Annotated in this window: 14 protein-coding genes; 11 read left to right on the top strand and 3 right to left on the bottom strand. The window is 55.7% G+C overall.

Going from position 1 to position 18,662, the window contains the following annotated elements; genetic code table 11:
• Positions 1-99: 99 nt before the first annotated feature.
• Together R6U90_RS06130 and R6U90_RS06125 are read right to left on the bottom strand one after the other, a co-directional pair.
• A complete protein-coding gene (locus tag R6U90_RS06130; RefSeq protein WP_410351787.1) occupies positions 100-390 on the bottom strand; it encodes a hypothetical protein in 291 nt (96 codons plus the stop codon).
• Complete coding sequence (locus R6U90_RS06125; protein ID WP_410351786.1) at positions 387-2,567, bottom strand: tRNA(Met) cytidine acetyltransferase TmcA; 2,181 nt, start codon at positions 2,565-2,567, stop codon at positions 387-389. The genes R6U90_RS06130 and R6U90_RS06125 overlap by 4 nt, the downstream gene beginning before the upstream one ends.
• A gap of 164 nt (positions 2,568-2,731) precedes the next feature.
• Between R6U90_RS06125 and R6U90_RS06120 the strand changes: the two genes are divergently transcribed.
• The 5 genes from R6U90_RS06120 (at position 2,732) to aroG (ending at position 9,490) form a co-directional block, all read left to right on the top strand.
• Positions 2,732-3,070, top strand: a complete 339-nt coding sequence (locus R6U90_RS06120; RefSeq protein ID WP_410351785.1) for a rhodanese-like domain-containing protein — start codon at positions 2,732-2,734, stop codon at positions 3,068-3,070.
• A gap of 223 nt (positions 3,071-3,293) precedes the next feature.
• Positions 3,294-5,675 carry a putative bifunctional diguanylate cyclase/phosphodiesterase gene (locus R6U90_RS06115; protein WP_410351784.1) on the top strand — a complete coding sequence of 794 codons (2,382 nt, stop codon included), beginning with the start codon at positions 3,294-3,296 and terminating at the stop codon, positions 5,673-5,675.
• 79 nt (positions 5,676-5,754) lie between these two features.
• Positions 5,755-6,996, top strand: a complete 1,242-nt coding sequence (locus R6U90_RS06110; protein ID WP_410351783.1) for a hypothetical protein — start codon at positions 5,755-5,757, stop codon at positions 6,994-6,996.
• A 380-nt stretch (positions 6,997-7,376) separates the two neighbouring features.
• Positions 7,377-8,210: a dienelactone hydrolase family protein gene (locus R6U90_RS06105; protein WP_410351782.1), complete on the top strand. Its 834-nt coding sequence runs from the start codon at positions 7,377-7,379 to the stop codon at positions 8,208-8,210.
• Positions 8,211-8,419: 209 nt separating this feature from the next.
• Positions 8,420-9,490: a 3-deoxy-7-phosphoheptulonate synthase AroG gene (gene aroG, locus R6U90_RS06100; RefSeq protein ID WP_410351781.1), complete on the top strand. Its 1,071-nt coding sequence runs from the start codon at positions 8,420-8,422 to the stop codon at positions 9,488-9,490.
• Between the two features lie 36 nt (positions 9,491-9,526).
• Here the strand turns inward: aroG and R6U90_RS06095 are convergent, their stop codons facing one another.
• On the bottom strand, positions 9,527-11,389 hold the full coding sequence (locus R6U90_RS06095) for a putative bifunctional diguanylate cyclase/phosphodiesterase (RefSeq protein WP_410351780.1): 1,863 nt from the start codon (positions 11,387-11,389) through the stop codon (positions 9,527-9,529).
• A 479-nt stretch (positions 11,390-11,868) separates the two neighbouring features.
• Between R6U90_RS06095 and R6U90_RS06090 the strand changes: the two genes are divergently transcribed.
• The 6 genes from R6U90_RS06090 to dtd all read left to right on the top strand — a co-directional run bounded on the left by R6U90_RS06090 (position 11,869) and on the right by dtd (position 18,657).
• On the top strand, positions 11,869-12,579 hold the full coding sequence (locus R6U90_RS06090; RefSeq protein ID WP_410351779.1) for a response regulator transcription factor: 711 nt from the start codon (positions 11,869-11,871) through the stop codon (positions 12,577-12,579).
• 181 nt (positions 12,580-12,760) lie between these two features.
• The gene (gene typA, locus R6U90_RS06085) at positions 12,761-14,611 is read left to right on the top strand and encodes a translational GTPase TypA (RefSeq protein WP_410351778.1); all 1,851 of its coding nucleotides are present in this window, start codon (positions 12,761-12,763) and stop codon (positions 14,609-14,611) included.
• 173 nt (positions 14,612-14,784) lie between these two features.
• Positions 14,785-16,590: a GGDEF domain-containing protein gene (locus R6U90_RS06080; RefSeq protein WP_410351777.1), complete on the top strand. Its 1,806-nt coding sequence runs from the start codon at positions 14,785-14,787 to the stop codon at positions 16,588-16,590.
• 94 nt (positions 16,591-16,684) lie between these two features.
• On the top strand, positions 16,685-17,242 hold the full coding sequence (locus tag R6U90_RS06075) for a hypothetical protein (RefSeq protein ID WP_410351776.1): 558 nt from the start codon (positions 16,685-16,687) through the stop codon (positions 17,240-17,242).
• 9 nt (positions 17,243-17,251) lie between these two features.
• On the top strand, positions 17,252-18,208 hold the full coding sequence (pip, locus tag R6U90_RS06070) for a prolyl aminopeptidase (RefSeq protein ID WP_410351775.1): 957 nt from the start codon (positions 17,252-17,254) through the stop codon (positions 18,206-18,208).
• On the top strand, positions 18,205-18,657 hold the full coding sequence (gene dtd, locus R6U90_RS06065; protein WP_410351774.1) for a D-aminoacyl-tRNA deacylase: 453 nt from the start codon (positions 18,205-18,207) through the stop codon (positions 18,655-18,657). Before pip ends, dtd begins: the two co-directional genes overlap by 4 nt.
• The last annotated feature ends 5 nt before the right edge of the window (positions 18,658-18,662 follow it).

Genomic DNA, 18,662 nt, shown 5'->3' with positions numbered 1-18,662 from the left:
GATCCTGGTTCGCCAAGAAAACGCGCCTGCAGCTTAGCCTAAATCAGCGCGCGCTAAAACGTGTATATCAGTGCGAGTGCATGCGCACTCGTGACTGGCCTATTTCTCGGGGTTGTAGGTAACCCGGCCAGTGTTGATGATGTCCTGGCGAGCCTCGTTCATAGCATCGGGCAGTTCCAGGGCCTGGAAAAGGGTCTGGCGGGCAGACAGTAATTGATCCATGACCGCCTGCTGGAACGTTTCATCCATCTGAAGTTTGCGCGCCTTGACCACCGCCTCGGAGGCACGCATCAGGTTGAAGGCGGCCTGGGCCAGCACTCCCTGCGCCCCGGCCTGGGCAGCGCCGGCCAGCAGATTGATCATCTGCATGATCTCTTCTTCCTGATTCATGAATGCTCCTGTTGCCATTGTTGCCAGACCCGGCGGACGGCCTGGCGTAATTGCCGGCGGGCGGCCTTTTGCCCCTCCAGCTTAAACGTGCGACAGAGTGTCGGCCAGTCACATTTGTTGACCACCTTGTGTATCAGCAGTTGTTGGTCAGCGCTATTCAGCCGGCCAAACAAATCAGGGTTCTCCTGTACGCGGGCAATCAGTTTTTCAATCGGCCAGGCGCAAACTTCGTAACCCCGCTGGCCGTGAACGAAGGAATCGATGTCTTCGCGGTCTGCGTTATTCAACTCCCGCTCTGACGGTGAAAAGACAGGCAGATCCAGTTGCGTCACCAGGGCCGGATCGAGATCCCGCAACACGCTGTCATGCAGTGCGGGCCAGTGTTGTTCCAGCCGCTGACGGGCGCGCGTGAAGACGGCCTGGCCGGCGTGGGTCAGCGGTTTTAAAACCAGTAACGACGGCAGGCCGCTGGTGTGTTCGCGGGTCAGACCGATACGTACCGGCTGCAATCCGGCTCGCTGCCAGAACGCCAGTAATTCCGCGCCGGCACTGAAGCTGGCGCCAATGGCATCGAGGCTGGCTTCATGCACGAGCGTGTGCAGCAGTTTATCGAGCAGTGCGCTGCCCAGCCCCCGGCGCTGCAACAACGGGTGCACGCCGATGCGCAGGATGCGCCCGTACTGATAGCGGGCCGCATCAGGTACGCCGGCATGAAACGCCAGACTCTGGGCCAGCAAGTGACCGCGCGGTCGGCGCCGGCCCTGATAGATGGCCCCGGCGGTGACAGCATCGAAGCCGCCTTCGTGAGCCAGTACGGCCACCGCCAGTGGCTGCCCGTTCTGCTCCAGGGCAAACAGACGCAGCTCGGGGGCATCCAGCAGGCGGTAAAGATCCTCGGGTCGGGTGCGGTAATGGGCCAGCACCAGCAGGCCGAACAGCTGGCGCAGATAACGGGGTGAGTCGATCAGCACAGCGCGATCCAGTTCGACAAACCGGCAATCGGCCGGGGTGATATCCGGGTCCGGATCGGCGGGCTCGGCGTTCATCAACAAAGCGTCGAAGACAAATTGCTCCAGCGGATCGCCGGCCTCCCAGCGAATCGGTTGAGTCAGTTGCTGCGCCTGCCAGCCGGGGGCGAGCTGATCGAGCACCCGGGCAAAGCGCAGACTGAAACCGCGCCCGGTGCCCTCATAACCATGTACGGTACTGGCAAAGGCCGTGCGGGGATAGGCGCGTAGCAGCTTTTCCAGCACGGCCACCGGCAAAGCCGCGGCCTCATCAATCAACAGCATATCCAGCGGGGGCTGATGCGCCAGCAGCGCGTCAGCCGCCAGAAATTGCAGTTTTCCATCGGCATACTCGAGGCGATTGCGTGCTGACCGGGCTTCTGGCAGCAGGGCACGGACGCGCTCAAACAGGGCCTCGCAGGCCGCCGGTCGTGGCGCGCAGACCCCGATGCGGTAACCCTGGCGTTGTTGCAACAACCGGGCGGCGGCGATACCCAGCGCTGCCGATTTGCCCCGGCCCCGATCGGCGGTAATGACCAGCGGGTCGGGGGACGACTGGTTGGCCAGGTTGAGCAAAGCTGCCACCGCGTCCTGCTGATCGCGAGTGCGGCAGGGTGAGAGCGCAGGACGGGGCCCGCTGGCGGGGTAGGCATGCTTGCCGGGGCGCAGTCGATCCGGCGCCTCGATCAACAGCGGAGCAGGATCACGCTGGATATGACGGATCAGGTGGCGAATAAAACGGGAATCGTCAGAGGCAAAGGGATTGGCCGCCGTCTGAGTGGACCAGTCGGCCAGAGGCGGCACCCGCATCAGCATCACCCCCCCGCCTGTCAGTGTCCCGCTGATGGCACCGAAAGCATCGGCGGAGAAGCCTTCATGGGTGTCCAGGATGACCAGCTGACGTTCCTGACCGAGCAGCAGTCCGGCGCGCCGCGGGGCCAGCTGCTCCGCCTGGCCGGAAGTTTCGCCGAGCCACAGGCGCTGCCCGGCGGGCGTTTGCAACCAGAGGTGATTGGCCAGTGGCCGGCTCCAGGCCGGGGGGCCGGCAGCGATGACCAGGGCCCGCTGATTCGCATTGCGGGCCTGTTGCTGCAGGGCCTCGACGGCATCAAGCAGTCTCCCGGGGATTGTGTCGGCGATCAGCGGCATGGCCTGGTCAAATTTGAACAATGAGCTCGATCCTACACGACTCTGCTGCCTCTGCGGTCCGGTTCCGAAGACAGAGCGGGACCTGAACCCCAATCAGAATCGGGTCATATTCCGGAACAATCGGGGTTGAAATATAAGAAAGTACTAATATACTATCTTCATAGATGACAAAATCGGAGAAATGCATGCACTGGAATATCAAGGAAATCGATGCCTCTGAACTGGCCCAATGGTACGCAGGCAAGCCCGAAGGGTTTCGCATTATTGATGTGCGTGAAATGAATGAAATCAACGGCGGGACGGTCCCTGGTGCGGATCCCCTGCCGATGGCGACCGTCCCGGTGCGCCTCAATGAACTGGAAAAAGACCGCGAGCTGGTGGTGGTTTGCCGCAGCGGCGCACGCTCGGCCCAGGTCTGTATGTATCTGCAGCAGCAGGGCTTCGATCGTGTATATAACCTGCGCGGGGGGATGATTGCCTGGGCCTCCAGCGGTCAGCAGGTTGCCCTGCCGCGAGCTGTCTGACCCTTGCCAATTGTTTACCACGCCCGAAAGAGGGGCGTGGAACATTTTTACGGGTTCTCCCCGTTGCCGCTCTGCCGGGAAATTATTCAAGAAATATCAAGTATCTGCCGTTATTATTTCAACACAGGCAATAACGGTTACAATAACAACTGTGATATTCACCTCCCTTCTTCGAAGCCGGTTCCCCACGCTCCATAAGATACTGGCTATACAGGGCTGGCTCGTGCCCCTGTTGCTGATTGCCGTGCTGGTGATCGTCAGCCGCTATAATTTCCTGCTCTTTCATACCCTGGCCGAGCTGTTTGCCGTGATGGTGGCTATCGTGCTGGCAATGGTTGCCTGGTATACCTACGGGTTTTCGCGCAACCATTTTCTGATGTATCTGGGTACCGGGTATCTCTGGATCGGGGTGCTGGATCTGATGCATACCCTGAGTTACTCGGGAATGGGAGTGCTGGCGCTGGAGAGCGGCAATACCAGCATCCAGTTCTGGATTGTGACCCGCTATCTGGAGGCGATCCTGCTGCTGACTGCGCCATTGTTTTTCAGTTACCGGCTACCGAAACGGTCACTGCAGCTGGTGTTTGGCGGTGTCTCGGTCGTGGTGATTTATCTGGTGCTCCAGGAACACCTGCCGGTCATGTTTGTGGACGGAGTCGGGCTGACCCCGGCCAAAATTGTCAGTGAGTACCTGATTGTCGGCTTGCTGCTTGGCGCGATCGCCGTGCTAACGCACTATAGCCTGTTTCTGGACAGGCATATCTATCGTCTTATGATCGCTTCGATCATTTGCACCATCGCAGCCGAACTGGTTTTTACCCTGTATATGGATCTTGTCAGTCTGCCGATCCTCGTCGGACATATTCTCAAGTTTCTTTCCTACTGGCTTATCTTTATGGCAGTGGTTCGTACCAGCCTGAGCGAGCCTTATCAGGTATTGACCCGCGCCTCGAGTACCTACGATGCTGTCCCCGATCCTGCCATTGTGCTCGATAGCGGTGGACGCATCATCCAGGTGAATAAAGCGGCTGAAAAGGAGGCCGGTCGGCCCCGGCAGGAGATGCTGGAACAGGACTGCCATGAAATTTTTCATCCGCGCAGAATGCCAAAAGACGAATGTGCGATATGTCATAATATCATTTTCGGTACGCCACTGGAGAATGTCGAGATTTATTATCCCGAAAGCGGTGAGTACCGGGAGATTACCCTGACCCCTTTTGACTATCAGTCAGAAACCAGGGCGATGGTGCATGTCATGCACAACATTACCCGAAAAAAACAGGCCGAGGCCGAACTGGTTCATAACGCTTATTATGATCCCCTGACGGATTTCCCCAACCGGATGCTGGCCCTTGATCGGTTGGAGCAGGCGATCAACCATTCCCGACGATTTAATATGCATACCGCTGTATTGTTTGTGGATATGGATAACTTCAAGGATATCAATGACACGCTGGGGCATAAATTTGGCGATCGGGTTCTGATTCGCATGGCACACAGCCTGGAAAATTGTGTGCGAAAGAGTGACACCATAGCCCGCTGGGGAGGCGATGAGTTTTTGATTATTATCCCCGGGCTGATGCAGTTGACGGATGTGGAACGACTCGTTAGCAAGATATTCACCCGTCTGGCAAAACCCGTTTACGTGGAAGATCGTGAGTTTCTGATTACTGCCAGCATCGGTATTGCCGGTTATCCGGATGATGGGGCGAGCGTGGATACCCTGTTGAGCAATGCCGATGCGGCGATGTACCTGGCCAAGCAAACCGGCAAGAATACCTATCGATTCTATACCGAAGGAATGAATGAGCGGGCTGCCGAACGCCTGGCCATGGAATACCGCTTGCGGCGGGCATTGTCCAATGACGAGTTATATATGGTTTACCAGCCGAAAGTGGATGTTAAAAACGGCTATATTACCGGTGCCGAAGCCCTGATGCGCTGGGAGAGTCCGGAAATGGGGTCTGTCTCGCCAGCCCAGTTTATTCCGCTGGCGGAAGAGAGTGGCCAGATCGTGGAGATAGGCGACTGGGCCATCCATCAGGTTTGTCGCGATCTGGCTGCCATGGCCGAACACGGGTTTGGTGATGCCGGAGTGGCAATTAACATTTCCTCGCGTCAAATTCGCAATCAGGATTTTGCCCGGCATCTGGCAGATATATTGCGCGAGCATGCTGTGGCGCCAAACCAGATAAAAATCGAAATTACCGAGTCATTGTTACTGGAAGAGGATAATCATACGGTCGAGGTACTGGGTGAATTGCGCCAGATGGGAATATCCCTGTCGCTGGATGATTTTGGTACCGGTTACTCCTCATTGAGTTATTTGAAACGTTTTCCGTTTACCGAGATCAAGATCGATCGCAGTTTTATTCGCGACGTTGAGTCCAATAATGGCGATCAGCAATTATGCCAGGCAATCATTGCCATGGCAGAGAGTTTGAAGCTGGAAGTCGTCGGTGAAGGAGTCGAACGACAGGGACAACTTGAATTTCTGCGCACCTACGGAGCGCACAGCGTACAGGGCTTTTTATTCAGCAAGCCGATACGCATAGAAGAATTTATTTCCCTGATAGAAAGAGGGCCATTCTCGCTATCGGCGTGACGGGCTGTCATGTTGCCGCGTCGCTATCTATAATAGTTGTTTCGTGACCTGGCAACTTTCAGCGATTGTGGCGATTTAAATGAGTGATTCTGATTATACCTTCGAGCAGGCCCGCAAGGAGAATGACGAGCGACTGCTCGGGCAACTCGATACCCTGCGCAATGGTGCGGACATGCAGGTGCTGGAACCTTTTGCCCGCGCCTATCTTGGTATGTTTTACGAAATAGAGGATGCCATTGCTCCTGCGGACAAGGTTGCCATGCTCGCCAACCAGCAAGTCAGCGAAGCCGTGTTATCCGGTTTTGTTGCCGCACTCGAACGCAATGATATCCCGACTCCCTATGAAATCGGAGAACAGCTGGCTAAAGAGGAAAGCTCTCCCGCCGGCTATGTGGTGCTGGCCGGTCTCGACAGGCTGATGCAGACCGAGCCTGACAAAGTAGAGCAACTTCCTCCATTGGTGTTGCAATCGGCAGTCTGCTTTCACTTCGCCAATCAAACCGATCACCAGGATGAATGGTTTGACAGTTTGCTGACTGATGCGTCTATTTCGGCACCTGCGCTTAACGGTTTCTGGCAGGGACTGATCAACAATAATGCCCAGATGCTACCCGGCTTGCGTATCATCATGGCCGATTCAAAATATGCCGACCTGAACCGCGAAGTTCTGTTACCGGTATTGATCCACTGGAAAAATTGCAAGTTGAAGACCTTCAGGGAACTGGTCTTCGCCACCCTGAAGTATGTGGACCATGACGAGATATTACAGGTTGCACGTGATCTGCTTAACGATGAGAATGGTTTGAAAGATGAAACACGGCGTCTCTACTGGCTGTCGATGGCATTTTTACTCTCCCCGGAAGAATTCGCGCAGCACCTGGCCAATTTTATTGGCCGGGAAAAACAGAAAGTCTTACCCCTGCTCGATTTTATGATGCGTGTCGGCGCGACAGGTGCGGATACCGGTGTTGAATTTACTCCGATGATGGATGCCCAGCTACTGCGTATCATTGCACCTATCTTTCCCCCGCAGGAACATTCCTACGGACACATGGGCGGTATCGATGTCAACTCGCGGAATGTCATGCAACTGTTTCATAAACTGGCGACAACGTCCCGCCCCGGGGCGCTGGACGCGCTCAAATGGCTTTCCAATGTCCGGGTAATGAAGATTTACAAACCGGTGATTAAACACGCCGAAAGACTGCAGAAAAAAATCCAGGCCGAGAATATTATCCCGCCGGATTTTACGACCTACCTGAACGAACTCGAGGAAAACGACGAACTTGTCCAGCGCCGTAACCGCTTCGATCTTAAATGAACTGTCGTGCTTTTTCTGATATTCAAATCTAACGCAGAGGGTCGCTCCCGGCATCCTGCCTCCCGCGACACTTGTACATCCCTGTACATAGCGCAACAAAGGCGCAGAGAACGCAAAGAAAAGAGCAAAAATGTTAGAAAGATATTTATACAAACTATAAGGTAATCGGCAATATATCGCCTACTATCAGTTTTGTTGTGTAACAGCTAATCCTGCAACCAGAATAAATACTCTGCATCTTTGCGCCTCTGCGTTAATATCTTTCCAGAACATAAGAACCGTTTACCTTGGTTACCCGGCGCGCTAAGATCACCCGCTTTATGAGAATAGAATTGAGACGTGGAGAAGATGTAATGCGGTATTTAACAGGCCTGATATTAATGGCTCTCGTGCAGACAGCCGGGGCGCATGAGGAGCCACAGATCGATAAGGAACTGTGGTGGAGCGAGGCCTGGTGGAACGAGGGAGTGATCGAGGCGCCGCGCAATTACGAGGTTGTGGTTGAAGAGCACAGCTATACAAGCGATGGGGTGACGATCCCCGCCATGCTGGCGCGACCGAAACAGGCCGGCAAGTTCCCGGCGGTATTGTTTCAGCACGGCCGGCGCGGGCTGGATGAGCTGATCCGACGTCATGTCAAGCGGCTGGCGGCCCGGGGGTTCGTAGTGCTGGCGCCGGATATTTATCAGGCTCATTTTATCGGCACCCACCCCATCGAACATGACTATGAGCTGGAGGCGGATGTTAACCGCGGCGTCGACGCCCTGCTGGCGCGCAAGGATATCAGCAGTGACCGGATCTGCCTTTATTCCCATACCCGTGGCGGATATTACACACTGAAGGTGGCAACTACTTTCGGGCGTCAGAAATCGGATGTGGCCTGTTATGTTTCCTATTATCCGCACCTGCAGGATCCCAATGCGCCGGAGCCGCTACAGGTCTACGGGTTTGCCGAGGAGGTCGAGCAGCTGGAAATTCCCGTGCTGGTCTTTATCGGCGAGGAGGAACAGTATCAGCGCCGGCGGGTCATCGAAAGCAGCCTGGAGTCCCTGCAAAAAGACGGCAAACCTGCGCAACTGATTGTTTATCCCGGTGTCGGGCGGGGATTTGATTTTCGTCCCGAAAGTGTGCGCACCTTCGCCGATGATCTGGCCTCGAAGGATGCCATCCAGCGTGCAGCCGACTTCATGCGACGACACCTGGGCGCCGATTAGTCTTCGTCCGGGGAGGGAATCACCGGCAACACTGAACAGTCACCGAAAACACCCGGAGGATACGCCTGTCATTCAGTGAGGCGGCTCCTGAGTCGATGTCTTCGGTGGTTTTTCTGTTCTGCCCCGGCTCGCACGCCAGTGGAAGGAAGCCGCGGATCCGGCCTATGAGATGAACATTTTGTTCCCCGATTAAGTTAGAATTGGCAGTTATGAATATGAAATACAAAACCGACGACCTGCGTATTACCGCGCTCAAGGAGGTCATTCCGCCAGTGCAGCTGCATGGCGACTGTCCGATGACCGATGCCGCCTCGAAACTCATATTCGAGACCCGCACCGCGATCCATAACATCCTGCGGGCTCGCGACGACCGCATTCTGGTGATCATCGGTCCCTGTTCGGTCCATGATCCGGAAGCAGCGGTCGAATACGCCGGGCGGCTGAAGGCGATGCGCGAGCAACTGGGTGAAGATCTGCTCATCGTCATGCGGGTCTATTTCGAGAAGCCACGCACTACCGTCGGCTGGAAAGGTCTTATCAACGATCCGGACCTGGACGAAAGCTTCAACATCAACAAGGGGTTGCACCTGGCGCGCAAGCTGCTGCTGGATGTGAACAACCTGGGTGTACCGGCCGGCACTGAGTTTCTGGATCTGATTACGCCGCAGTACATTGCCGATATGGTCAGCTGGGGCGCAATCGGCGCCCGTACGACCGAAAGTCAGGTACACCGTGAGCTGGCCTCTGGCCTCTCCTCACCGGTCGGTTTCAAAAACGGCACTGACGGGACGCTCCAGATCGCCATTGATGCGATTCGCGCCGCCAGCCAGCCACATAATTTTCTGTCACTGACCAAAGCAGGTCATTCGGCTATTTTCGCCACCACCGGCAATGAGGATTGTCATATCATTCTGCGCGGCGGCAAACAGCCCAATTACGATACCGCCAGTATCGATGCGGCCTGCCACGAGCTGCGTGAAGCCGGCCTGGAAGAGAAAGTGATGATCGACTTCAGTCACGCCAACAGTCAGAAGCAGCATATGCGTCAGCTCGATGTAGGCCGTGATGTCGCCGGGCAAATTGCCGCCGGCGATCAGCGTATTATGGGAGCAATGATCGAGAGCCATTTGATTGGCGGGCGTCAGGATGTCGAGGATGACAAGTCTCTGGTCTATGGCCAGAGCATCACCGATGCCTGTATCGGCTGGGAAGAGAGTGAGGAACTGCTCCGGGAACTGGCCAGCGCGGTGCGCCAGCGGCGCAAGCACAAATCCGCCTGAATACCTCCAGTGTCCGGTACTTAGTATCTGGTACTGTTACTGCTGATTGTGCTGATGCTCCCGCGCCAGCCAGGTGAGTAATTCATCGAACGGCAGGGCGTCGGAATAGTAACTGCCCTGCGCCTGATCGCAGCCGAGCTCGCGCAACAAATCGGCAACTTCGCGGTTTTCGACCCCTTCGCCGACCACTGTCAGCCCCAGATCGTGAGACAGATCGATAATCGCACGTACCATGGATGAGTCGCTCGGTTGTCTGTCCATTGACTTGATAAAGCTCTTGTCAATTTTGACCTCACTGATGGGCAGGCGCTTGAGATAGGCCATGGATGAATAACCGGTTCCAAAATCATCAATCGAGAAGCGAATCCCGAGATCATGCAGCTGGTGCAGGGTATGTAGAGCGCGTTTATGATTGACCATCATGGCGGTTTCGGTAATCTCGAGTATGATGCGCGAAGGTTCCACCCGGTACTGTTCGAGCAACCGACGTAAATGCTCGACGATCTCAGGGTCTTGCAAATTCCAGACCGACAGGTTGATCGCCATTTTCAGATCGAGTCCCTGTTCTTGTAACAAACGGCTGACGCGCAGTGCCTCTTCCATGACCCACCAGGTCAACGGATTGATCAAACCGGTATTTTCGGCGATATGAATGAACCGACTGGTAGCGATGTAACCATGGTCGGGGTGTTCCCAGCGAGCCAGGGCTTCCAGACTGACTGAACGTTCGCTGTTGAGATTCACCTTGGGCTGGAAATAGAGTTGTATATTCCTGTTTTCCAGATCGGTGCGCAAATCGTTGACCAGTTTGAGTTGTTCGAGCGTGCTGGTGTTGTGCGTCTCATCATAAATTGCGATGCCGGTGCCAATACGCTTGGCCGCATACATAGCCATCTCTCCCTGGCTAATGAGATTGATTGCGTCCAGAGCATGGTCAGGATAAAACGCCACGCCGATACTGGCACCCAGATAAAACTCATGTCCTTCGAGTAAAAAACCCTTGCTCATGCTTTCCTGGACTCGCGTGGTGGTGGCCAGCACGGCCTGTTGTGACACGCCGTCAAGCAGCAAGGCAAATTCATCACTGACGATACGTGCCAGGATGTCGTCGGATCGGATTACGTCGCGCAGACGACCGGCTATCAGGCAAAGTAAAGTGTCGCCGGCATAATGACCGAGCGTGTCATTAATTTCCTTGAAACGGTTTATATCAATAATGACCAGTGCAATACACTCGCCTTCGGGCAGATTCCGTTTCAGGCGTTGCTCGGTCTGTTCCACCAGAAAAGTCCGATTCGGCAAGCCGGTCAGGTCGTCATGCAGAGTCTGGTGTTTCAGTTCCTGACGCTGGCGCTCAAGTCGCAGGTAAAGCGAGGTCAGGATCATTGCCCCCCATAATGCCAGTAACAGTAAAATAAGACTGGCAATGGCCAGCGAGAGACCCGAGCTTTTCAAAAGAGCGTTAAAATTGTTTTTTTCGAATCGGCGTAACACGTAAAGGAAGAGAGGGCTATCCGATATAGCCTGTCTGGACCAGAGGACGTAATGCTCGTTGGTATTTATGTGGCCTTCACCAATGCCACTATCAATAATATATCGAAGCGTTTGGGTATCGATTTTCTGTTTTACAAACCTGAACTGGATGTTTTCCTGTCGGTCGATAACCAGCAGAGCATAATCTGGCAGGTGCCGATGGAGCCGGTCGAGGAGGGAGTGCATCTCGTCAAGTTCCAGACCGGTGACCATGACGGCCAGTTGTCTGGCGCTGGTGGAAGTGGAGTGTTTGAGTTCATCCAGCTGGGCAGTGCGGGTGGCCTGGTAGGTAATATAGCCAAACAGGGTTATACCGAACAGCGAAGCGCTGATAAATCCGAGGAAAAGTTTGCGGCCGAGACTCATGACGAGTTATTTGGGTCTTTCCCTGTACGGGTATAGGTCAGGATGCAGAGCAACAGATAGCGAAAGCGTCACGACAGGTAACATGTAAAAATAGTGCAGCCCGAACTATTCGGACAACAGACCAATGATAACATTATTGAAAGCATGTGTGATGCCGATACCGACCTGCCGGAGAACCCGGCCCGCGTGCTGTTTAAGGCCGTCGTTCGATTCCTCCCGCATGAGGAGAAGAGAGTATAGACCATACCTGACCGCTGTCCCCGGTCATTCGTATCGAGAGGGTAAAAATGCGGGCAAAAGTTAATGTTTGTCAGATTACGGGGTATGTGGTCGTTGCAGCAAGCCAACATTGGCACGGCAGTGTAAATCTGTTATATACATACAAAATAAGTGATTGAATCTATCAGGCAAGCAATTGCCGGGATATAAATTAAAGAATAGTTCGGATTAATCTTGGCGTCTGTGGGGGTTGGGTAACCGTGCGTATCGCGCTGGTAGAAGACGATTCGGCTATGGCAGAACTGCTTTCTCTGTGGCTGGAAGAGGCCGGGCATGAATGCCTTGGCTATCAGGAAGGGCAGGATTTTCTCCGTCGGGCCAGACACGAGAGCTTCGATGTGGTACTGCTGGACTGGTTTTTGCCAAATCTGTCCGGCGAAGAGGTACTTGCGCGCCTGAAGCGTCAGCCTGACTGGGATACGCCTATCATTTTCGTGACCGCCCGTGATTCCCAAGAGGATATGGTCAGAATGCTTAACCAGGGCGCAGATGACTACCTGGTCAAACCGATTCATCAGCCGGTGTTACTGGCCCGCATCAATGCTGTCACACGCCGCTCGAACAAGTCGTCCCAGCAGGATGCGCTGACCCTCAATGAATTTACAATCGATCCGGACTCCCGTGTGATCACTCGCTACGGCGAGCCGGTGAAATTGACCGAGAAGGAGTTCAAGCTGGTGATCCTCCTTTTCCATAATGTCGGGCGCATGCTTTCCCGTGACCATATTCTCTCCTCGGTCTGGGGATATGATGCCAGTCTCAATACCCGCACTGTGGATACCCATATAAGCCGGATTCGCAAAAAACTCGAACTGTTTCCCGAGCAGGGCTGGCGGCTGAGTTCCATCTACCACCAGGGCTACCGGCTGGAGCAGATCCCCCCCGAAGAACAGCATTCCGCTAGCGGCTGAGCCGCCTTCCCTCGTTCCCTCGGCCCGGCGGGCGAAGAGCCCAAGCTGGTGCTTATTCTCAGTGTTTTCAGTGATTTCGGGGATTAAACCTCGCGCCGCTCTGGCGCGACTTTTCCCGTTGCGATGGAATCCTGCCGGGAGACTGAAATATCTTGCCTGTTTTTCGTCCAGTTCCCGTATAATGCGCCCTTTTTGCCGACCCCGTTGGAGAACTTTTGTGATCGAGAATCTGCGCAACATCGCCATTATTGCCCACGTTGACCATGGCAAAACCACCCTGGTGGACAAATTGCTGGCCCAGTCCGGCACGCTGGAGAGCCGCGGCGAGGTGCAGGAGCGGATCATGGACTCCAACGATCTGGAAAAAGAGCGCGGCATCACCATCCTGGCCAAGAACACCGCTATCAAGTGGGGCGAATATCGCATTAACATCGTCGACACCCCCGGGCATGCCGACTTCGGCGGCGAGGTAGAACGGGTGCTGTCGATGGTCGACTCGGTACTGCTGCTGGTGGATGCGGTGGATGGACCCATGCCCCAGACCCGCTTTGTCACCGAGAAGGCCCTGGCCCGCGGCCTCAAGCCGATCGTGGTTATTAACAAGATCGACCGCCCCGGTGCCCGTCCCGACTGGGTGCTGGATCAGACCTTCGATCTGTTCGATCGCCTGGGCGCCTCTGATGAGCAGCTCGATTTCCCGGTGGTCTATGCCTCGGCGCTGAACGGCTATGCCGGTCTGGAGTCCGACGTGCGCGACGGCGATATGACCCCGCTGTTCCAGACCATCGTTGATCGGGTCAGTTTCCCTGATGTGGATCCCGACGCTCCGCTGCAGATGCAGATCAGCCAGCTCGACTACAACAGTTATGTCGGTGTCATTGGCATCGGCCGTATCACCCGCGGCAAGCTGCGTACCAATACTAATGTCGTAATTGTGGATCGTCACGGCAAGCGGCGGAACGGCCGGGTTCAGCAGGTGCTGGGCTTTCTGGGCCTGGAGCGCCACGAGGTGCCCGAGGCGCAGGCCGGGGACATTGTCGCCATCACCGGTATCGACGGCATGAATATCTCCGACACCCTGTGTGATCCGTCTAATGTGGAAGCCCTGCCGGCCCTGCTGGTGGACGAGCCCACCGTGAGCGTGATGTTCGTGGTCAACAACTCGCCCTTCGCCGGACAGGACGGCAAGTTCGTCACCTCGCGCCAGATCCAGGAACGCCTGGAACGGGAGCTGATCCACAATGTTGCCCTGCGCGTCGAGCCGACCGCGGATCCGGACAAGTTCCGGGTCTCCGGTCGCGGCGAGCTGCATTTGTCGATCCTGATCGAGAACATGCGCCGCGAAGGGTACGAGCTGGGTGTCTCCCGTCCCGAGGTCATCTACCGCGAGGTAGACGGCCAGCGTCATGAGCCTTACGAGCAGCTGACCGTGGATGTGGAGGAGCAGCATCAGGGTGGCGTGATGGAAAAACTTGGCCAGCGTGGCGCCGAACTGACCAACATGACACCCGACGGCAAGGGCCGGGTGCGGCTCGACTTTATGATTCCCTCACGCGGGCTGATCGGTTTTCGAACCGAGTTTCTTACCGCCACCCAGGGTACCGGGCTGCTCTACAGCGTCTTCGATCACTATGGTCCGCTACGCACAGGTGATTTTGGCCAGCGCAACAACGGCGTGCTGATTGCTAACGCCAACGGCAAGGCGCTTGCCTATGCCCTGTATAACCTGCAGGAGCGCGGACGGATGTTCATCGGCCACGGGACGGATGTGTACGAAGGCATGATCATCGGCATCCACTCACGCGATAACGACCTGGTGGTCAATCCCCTCAAGGCCAAACAGCTCACCAACGTGCGTGCAGCAGGTACGGACGAGAATATCGTGCTGACCCCGCCCATCAAGCTCACCCTGGAGCAGGCGCTGGAGTTCATCGACGACGATGAGCTGGTGGAGGTGACCCCCAATCATATCCGTCTGCGCAAGAAGTTCCTCAAGGAGCACGAGCGCAAAAAGGCGGCACGCGCCAGCTAAATGAAGTGAGCCGGGTACGCCCGCACCTGCGGGGTACCTGCCAATCCCGGGTGCGGTGTATTCCAGAAGTCTTCCTGGTCTGCTGTCATCCGGCTGTCATACCGGCAATCTAGAGTTAGCGTGAGATTTTGCACGCCCCGTACCGGGGCGTGGTTCACCCGACCAGATTGCTGATGCCTGTTTCTGCCACCTCAACCGATTCTTCTGCCCTCAAACCGGAACCTGCCCTGCTGGCGGAGTTTGTCGAAATTGTGGAGCAATCCCGCTTTGCCTCGTTGTATCAGCCGATTATCGATCTGGAGCAACAACGTATTATCGGTCATGAAGGACTGATTCGGGGGCCCTCGGCCAGTGTGTTTCACAACCCACAGTCGCTGTTTGAATTCGCCAGCCAATGGGGACATTTGAGCGAGCTGGATCTGGCCTGCCGGCAGTTCATTATCGAACAGTTCCATCGGCTGATGCTCAGGGGCAAGCTGTTTATCAACTGTGCACCTGCCGTGCTACTCGATGCGGACCATCCGCATGGTAAGACGCTGGCTAGCCTGCGGCGGCTGGGTATCAGTCCCGAATCGGTAGTCATCGAGCTGACCGAACAACATCCGCTGGATGATTACGAACTGTTACGTGAAGCGCTGCATTACTATCGTTCCATGGGTTTTGAGATTGCAATTGACGATTTCGGGGCGGGTTATGCGGGTCTGCGCATGTGGTCCGAATTGCGTCCCGACTACGTCAAGATTGATCGCCACTTTATACAGGGAATTAACGAGGACCCGGTCAAAAAAGAGTTTGTTCGCTCGATTCTGGATATTGCCCGGGGGCTGGAGTGCGAGGTGATTGCCGAAGGTATCGAAACCCAGGAAGAGTATCGAACAATTTGTGATATGGGAATTATTCTCGGGCAAGGATATTATTTCGCCCGGCCCGCGCCAAACCCGGTGACCAGTATTGAACACCTGTTGTGTGATTGTGTTCGGGGTGGGGCTGTACGGATGGGAATTGCCCGGCTCTCCGAAACCGTGGCCAGTATTTTGCGTAATGTCCCATCCCTGCCACCATCCGCAAGTCTGGATCAGGTAGTAGACCTGTTCCACTCTACTTCGAGTCTGCATTCCCTGCCGATTATCGATGAACAGAACCACCCTGTCGGCATGGTGCGTCGGTCTAAACTAATGGATATATATGCTTCAAGTCGGTATGGCAGGGAATTATATGGACGCAAACCGATTGCCCGGTTTATGGACCAGGATCCGGTTGTGGTGGAACAGAACATGCGGATAGAGGAAGTCAGCCAGCTTGTCACTGACAGCATGCAGGTTCGTCTGGAAGACGATTTTATCATTACAGATGGTAAGAAGTTGCTGGGTATCGGGCGGGTTGTCGATCTGTTGCGTAAAATTACGGATCTTCAGATCCGCAATGCCCGTTATGCCAATCCACTGACACTGTTGCCCGGTAACGTTCCCATCTACGAACTACTGGACGATCTGATCAGGCAAAAAGCTACATTTGCGGTGGCCTATTGTGATCTGGATAACTTCAAGCCATTCAATGATGTTTACGGTTATGCGGCGGGCGATGAGGTATTGCAATGTCTGGCTACGGTGATGGTGGAGCAGACCGATGCAAAGCAGGATTTTGTCGGCCATATCGGCGGTGATGACTTTATTCTGATTCTGCAAAGCGACGACTGGCAAAAGATCTGCAGTAATATCCAGCAGGATTTTCACAGCCGGGTACCCCGCTTTTACAGTGCGGATGACCAGCAAGCCGCAGGAATTCGGGCCCGGAATCGACAGGGCCAGGAAAGTTTCTTTCCCTTGCTGACCGTCTCTATCGGGCTGGTCTCGCCGGACATCGAGTATTGCTATTCTCACCATGATGTTGCCGCCATGGCCACCGCTGCCAAGCGGGAGGCCAAAGCACTTCAGGGCAGCCGGATTTTTGTCGATCGTCGACGTCGCCCCGGCAGTTAAGCCGTATTTCCCCTTGTGACACCTTGGCGCCGTCTGGTGAAGGCTTTATGATGGATCCCCATCAATAAAAAGCAAGTAGCACAAGGAGGCGGTCATGGTTGGTAAAAAGAATATCGTTTTCGGTTTTATTTATCTGGTTTTTACCGCGGCACTGGGCCTTGTCATGGTTGACAAATATGACGCCTATGGCGCGGCGGTACAGGACAAACAGACCTCTGTTGGCCGTCTGCAGCAGCTGCAGACCAATGATTTCGAGGAGATGCTGGAACCACTCAGCGGCGAAGAAATTGCGAAGGCCAATACAGCCGGCGTCCTGTCGATCAACAAGTTGCTGAACCTGGAAAGTGAGATCGACGGCATCAAGGGCGGTGCGCACGCCCACGGCAACCTTGAATCGTTGCTGAATATTGCCGTCGGCGTGGTGCTCGGTTTTCTGGCGGTGAATGTCATCTTCAAGCAGGTGATCAGCTGGATTTTCATTGCCGGCGCGCTGCTGCATTCGGGCATGCTCTATCTGGGGACTGTCTTTGGTCTGGGCTGGGCCAATACGATCCTGAACACCGGGATTGGTCCGTTTCTGATCCTGATCGGTCTGGCTCTGGCCGGCATTGCCGCCGCCATGGGCTATCGGGGCGAACCGGTGAAGGACTAGGACGACCGAGTGGAGAACCTCTATCCGGCGATCAAGCCCTATGTAACGCACAGCTTTGCCGTCGAGGCACCGCACATCCTGCATGTGGAGGAGTGCGGCAGTCCCGAGGGCATTCCCGTGCTGTTCGTCCACGGTGGGCCGGGTTCCGGATGTGAGGCCTATCATCGGCAATTTTTTGATCCGGAAAAATACCGCATCATATTGTTCGACCAGCGCGGTGCGGGACATTCCACCCCGCACGCGTCGCTGGAAAACAACACCACCCAGGCACTGATGGCGGACATGGAGGCGCTGCGCGAGTATCTTGGCATCGAACAGTGGGTCCTGTTCGGCGGTTCCTGGGGTTCAACCCTCTCCCTGGTTTACGCCGAAGCCCATCCCGAACGGGTGCTGGGACTCATTCTGCGCGGTATATTTTTGTGCCGATCTGAGGAAATCCAGTGGTTTTATCAATACGGTGCGCACCGCATATTTCCCGATTACTGGGAAGAGTATCTGCGGCCGATTCCACCGGAGGAACGTAACGACATGCTGGGCGCCTATTACCAGCGCCTGACCGGCAATGACGATATTGCCCGGCTGACAGCGGCCAAGTCCTGGTCGTTGTGGGAAGGGCGCGCGGCGACGCTGCGACCCAGCAAAGGGGTGCTGAACCATTTCGGGGATACCCATACCGCACTCAGCCTGGCCCGGATTGAAGCCCACTATTTCATGCATAACGCGTTTTTGCGCGATAACCAGATCCTGGAGGATGCCGGGCGTCTCAAGGACATCCCCGGCTATATCGTGCACGGTCGTTATGACATGATCTGTCCGCTGGAAAGTGCCTGGCAGTTGCATCGCGCCTGGCCGCGTGCCGAGTTGTCGATCATTGCCGATGCCGGCCATGCGGCCTCGGAACCGGGCATGGTCGATGCCCTGGTGCGGGCAACCCGCAACATGGCCGACGAACTTGCCCCGGCATGATTGCCCTGATCCAGCGTGTGACCACGGCCGCGGTGCATGTCCGGGAGGAGCTGACCGGCGAGATTGGTCCCGGTCTGCTGGCGTTAATCGGTATTGAGCAGGGTGACACCGAGCCCCGGGCCGAGCGGCTTTTGCAACGCCTGCTTGGCTACCGGATATTTGCCGATGCGCAGGGTAAAATGAATCTGGGATTGCGCGATACCGGTGGTGGCCTGCTGCTGGTGCCGCAATTCACCCTCGCGGCGGATACCCGCAAGGGGATGCGCCCGAGTTTCAGTCGGGCCGCGGCGCCTGACGAGGGTGAGCGGCTGTTCAACCTGTTGCTGGCACAGGCCCGACAGCAACATGCCCCGGTCGCCGCGGGACGTTTTGGCGCGGATATGCAGGTCAGCCTTGTCAATGACGGGCCGGTTACCTTCTGGCTTCAGGTTCCGCCCGACGCGGAATAATCCAT

Origin of the sequence: Thiohalophilus sp. (assembly GCF_046483665.1) — a bacterium.
In the GTDB taxonomy this organism is placed as follows: Bacteria; Pseudomonadota; Gammaproteobacteria; order UBA6429; family Thiohalophilaceae; genus Thiohalophilus.
This window is presented reverse-complemented; position numbering and strand designations above follow the sequence as displayed.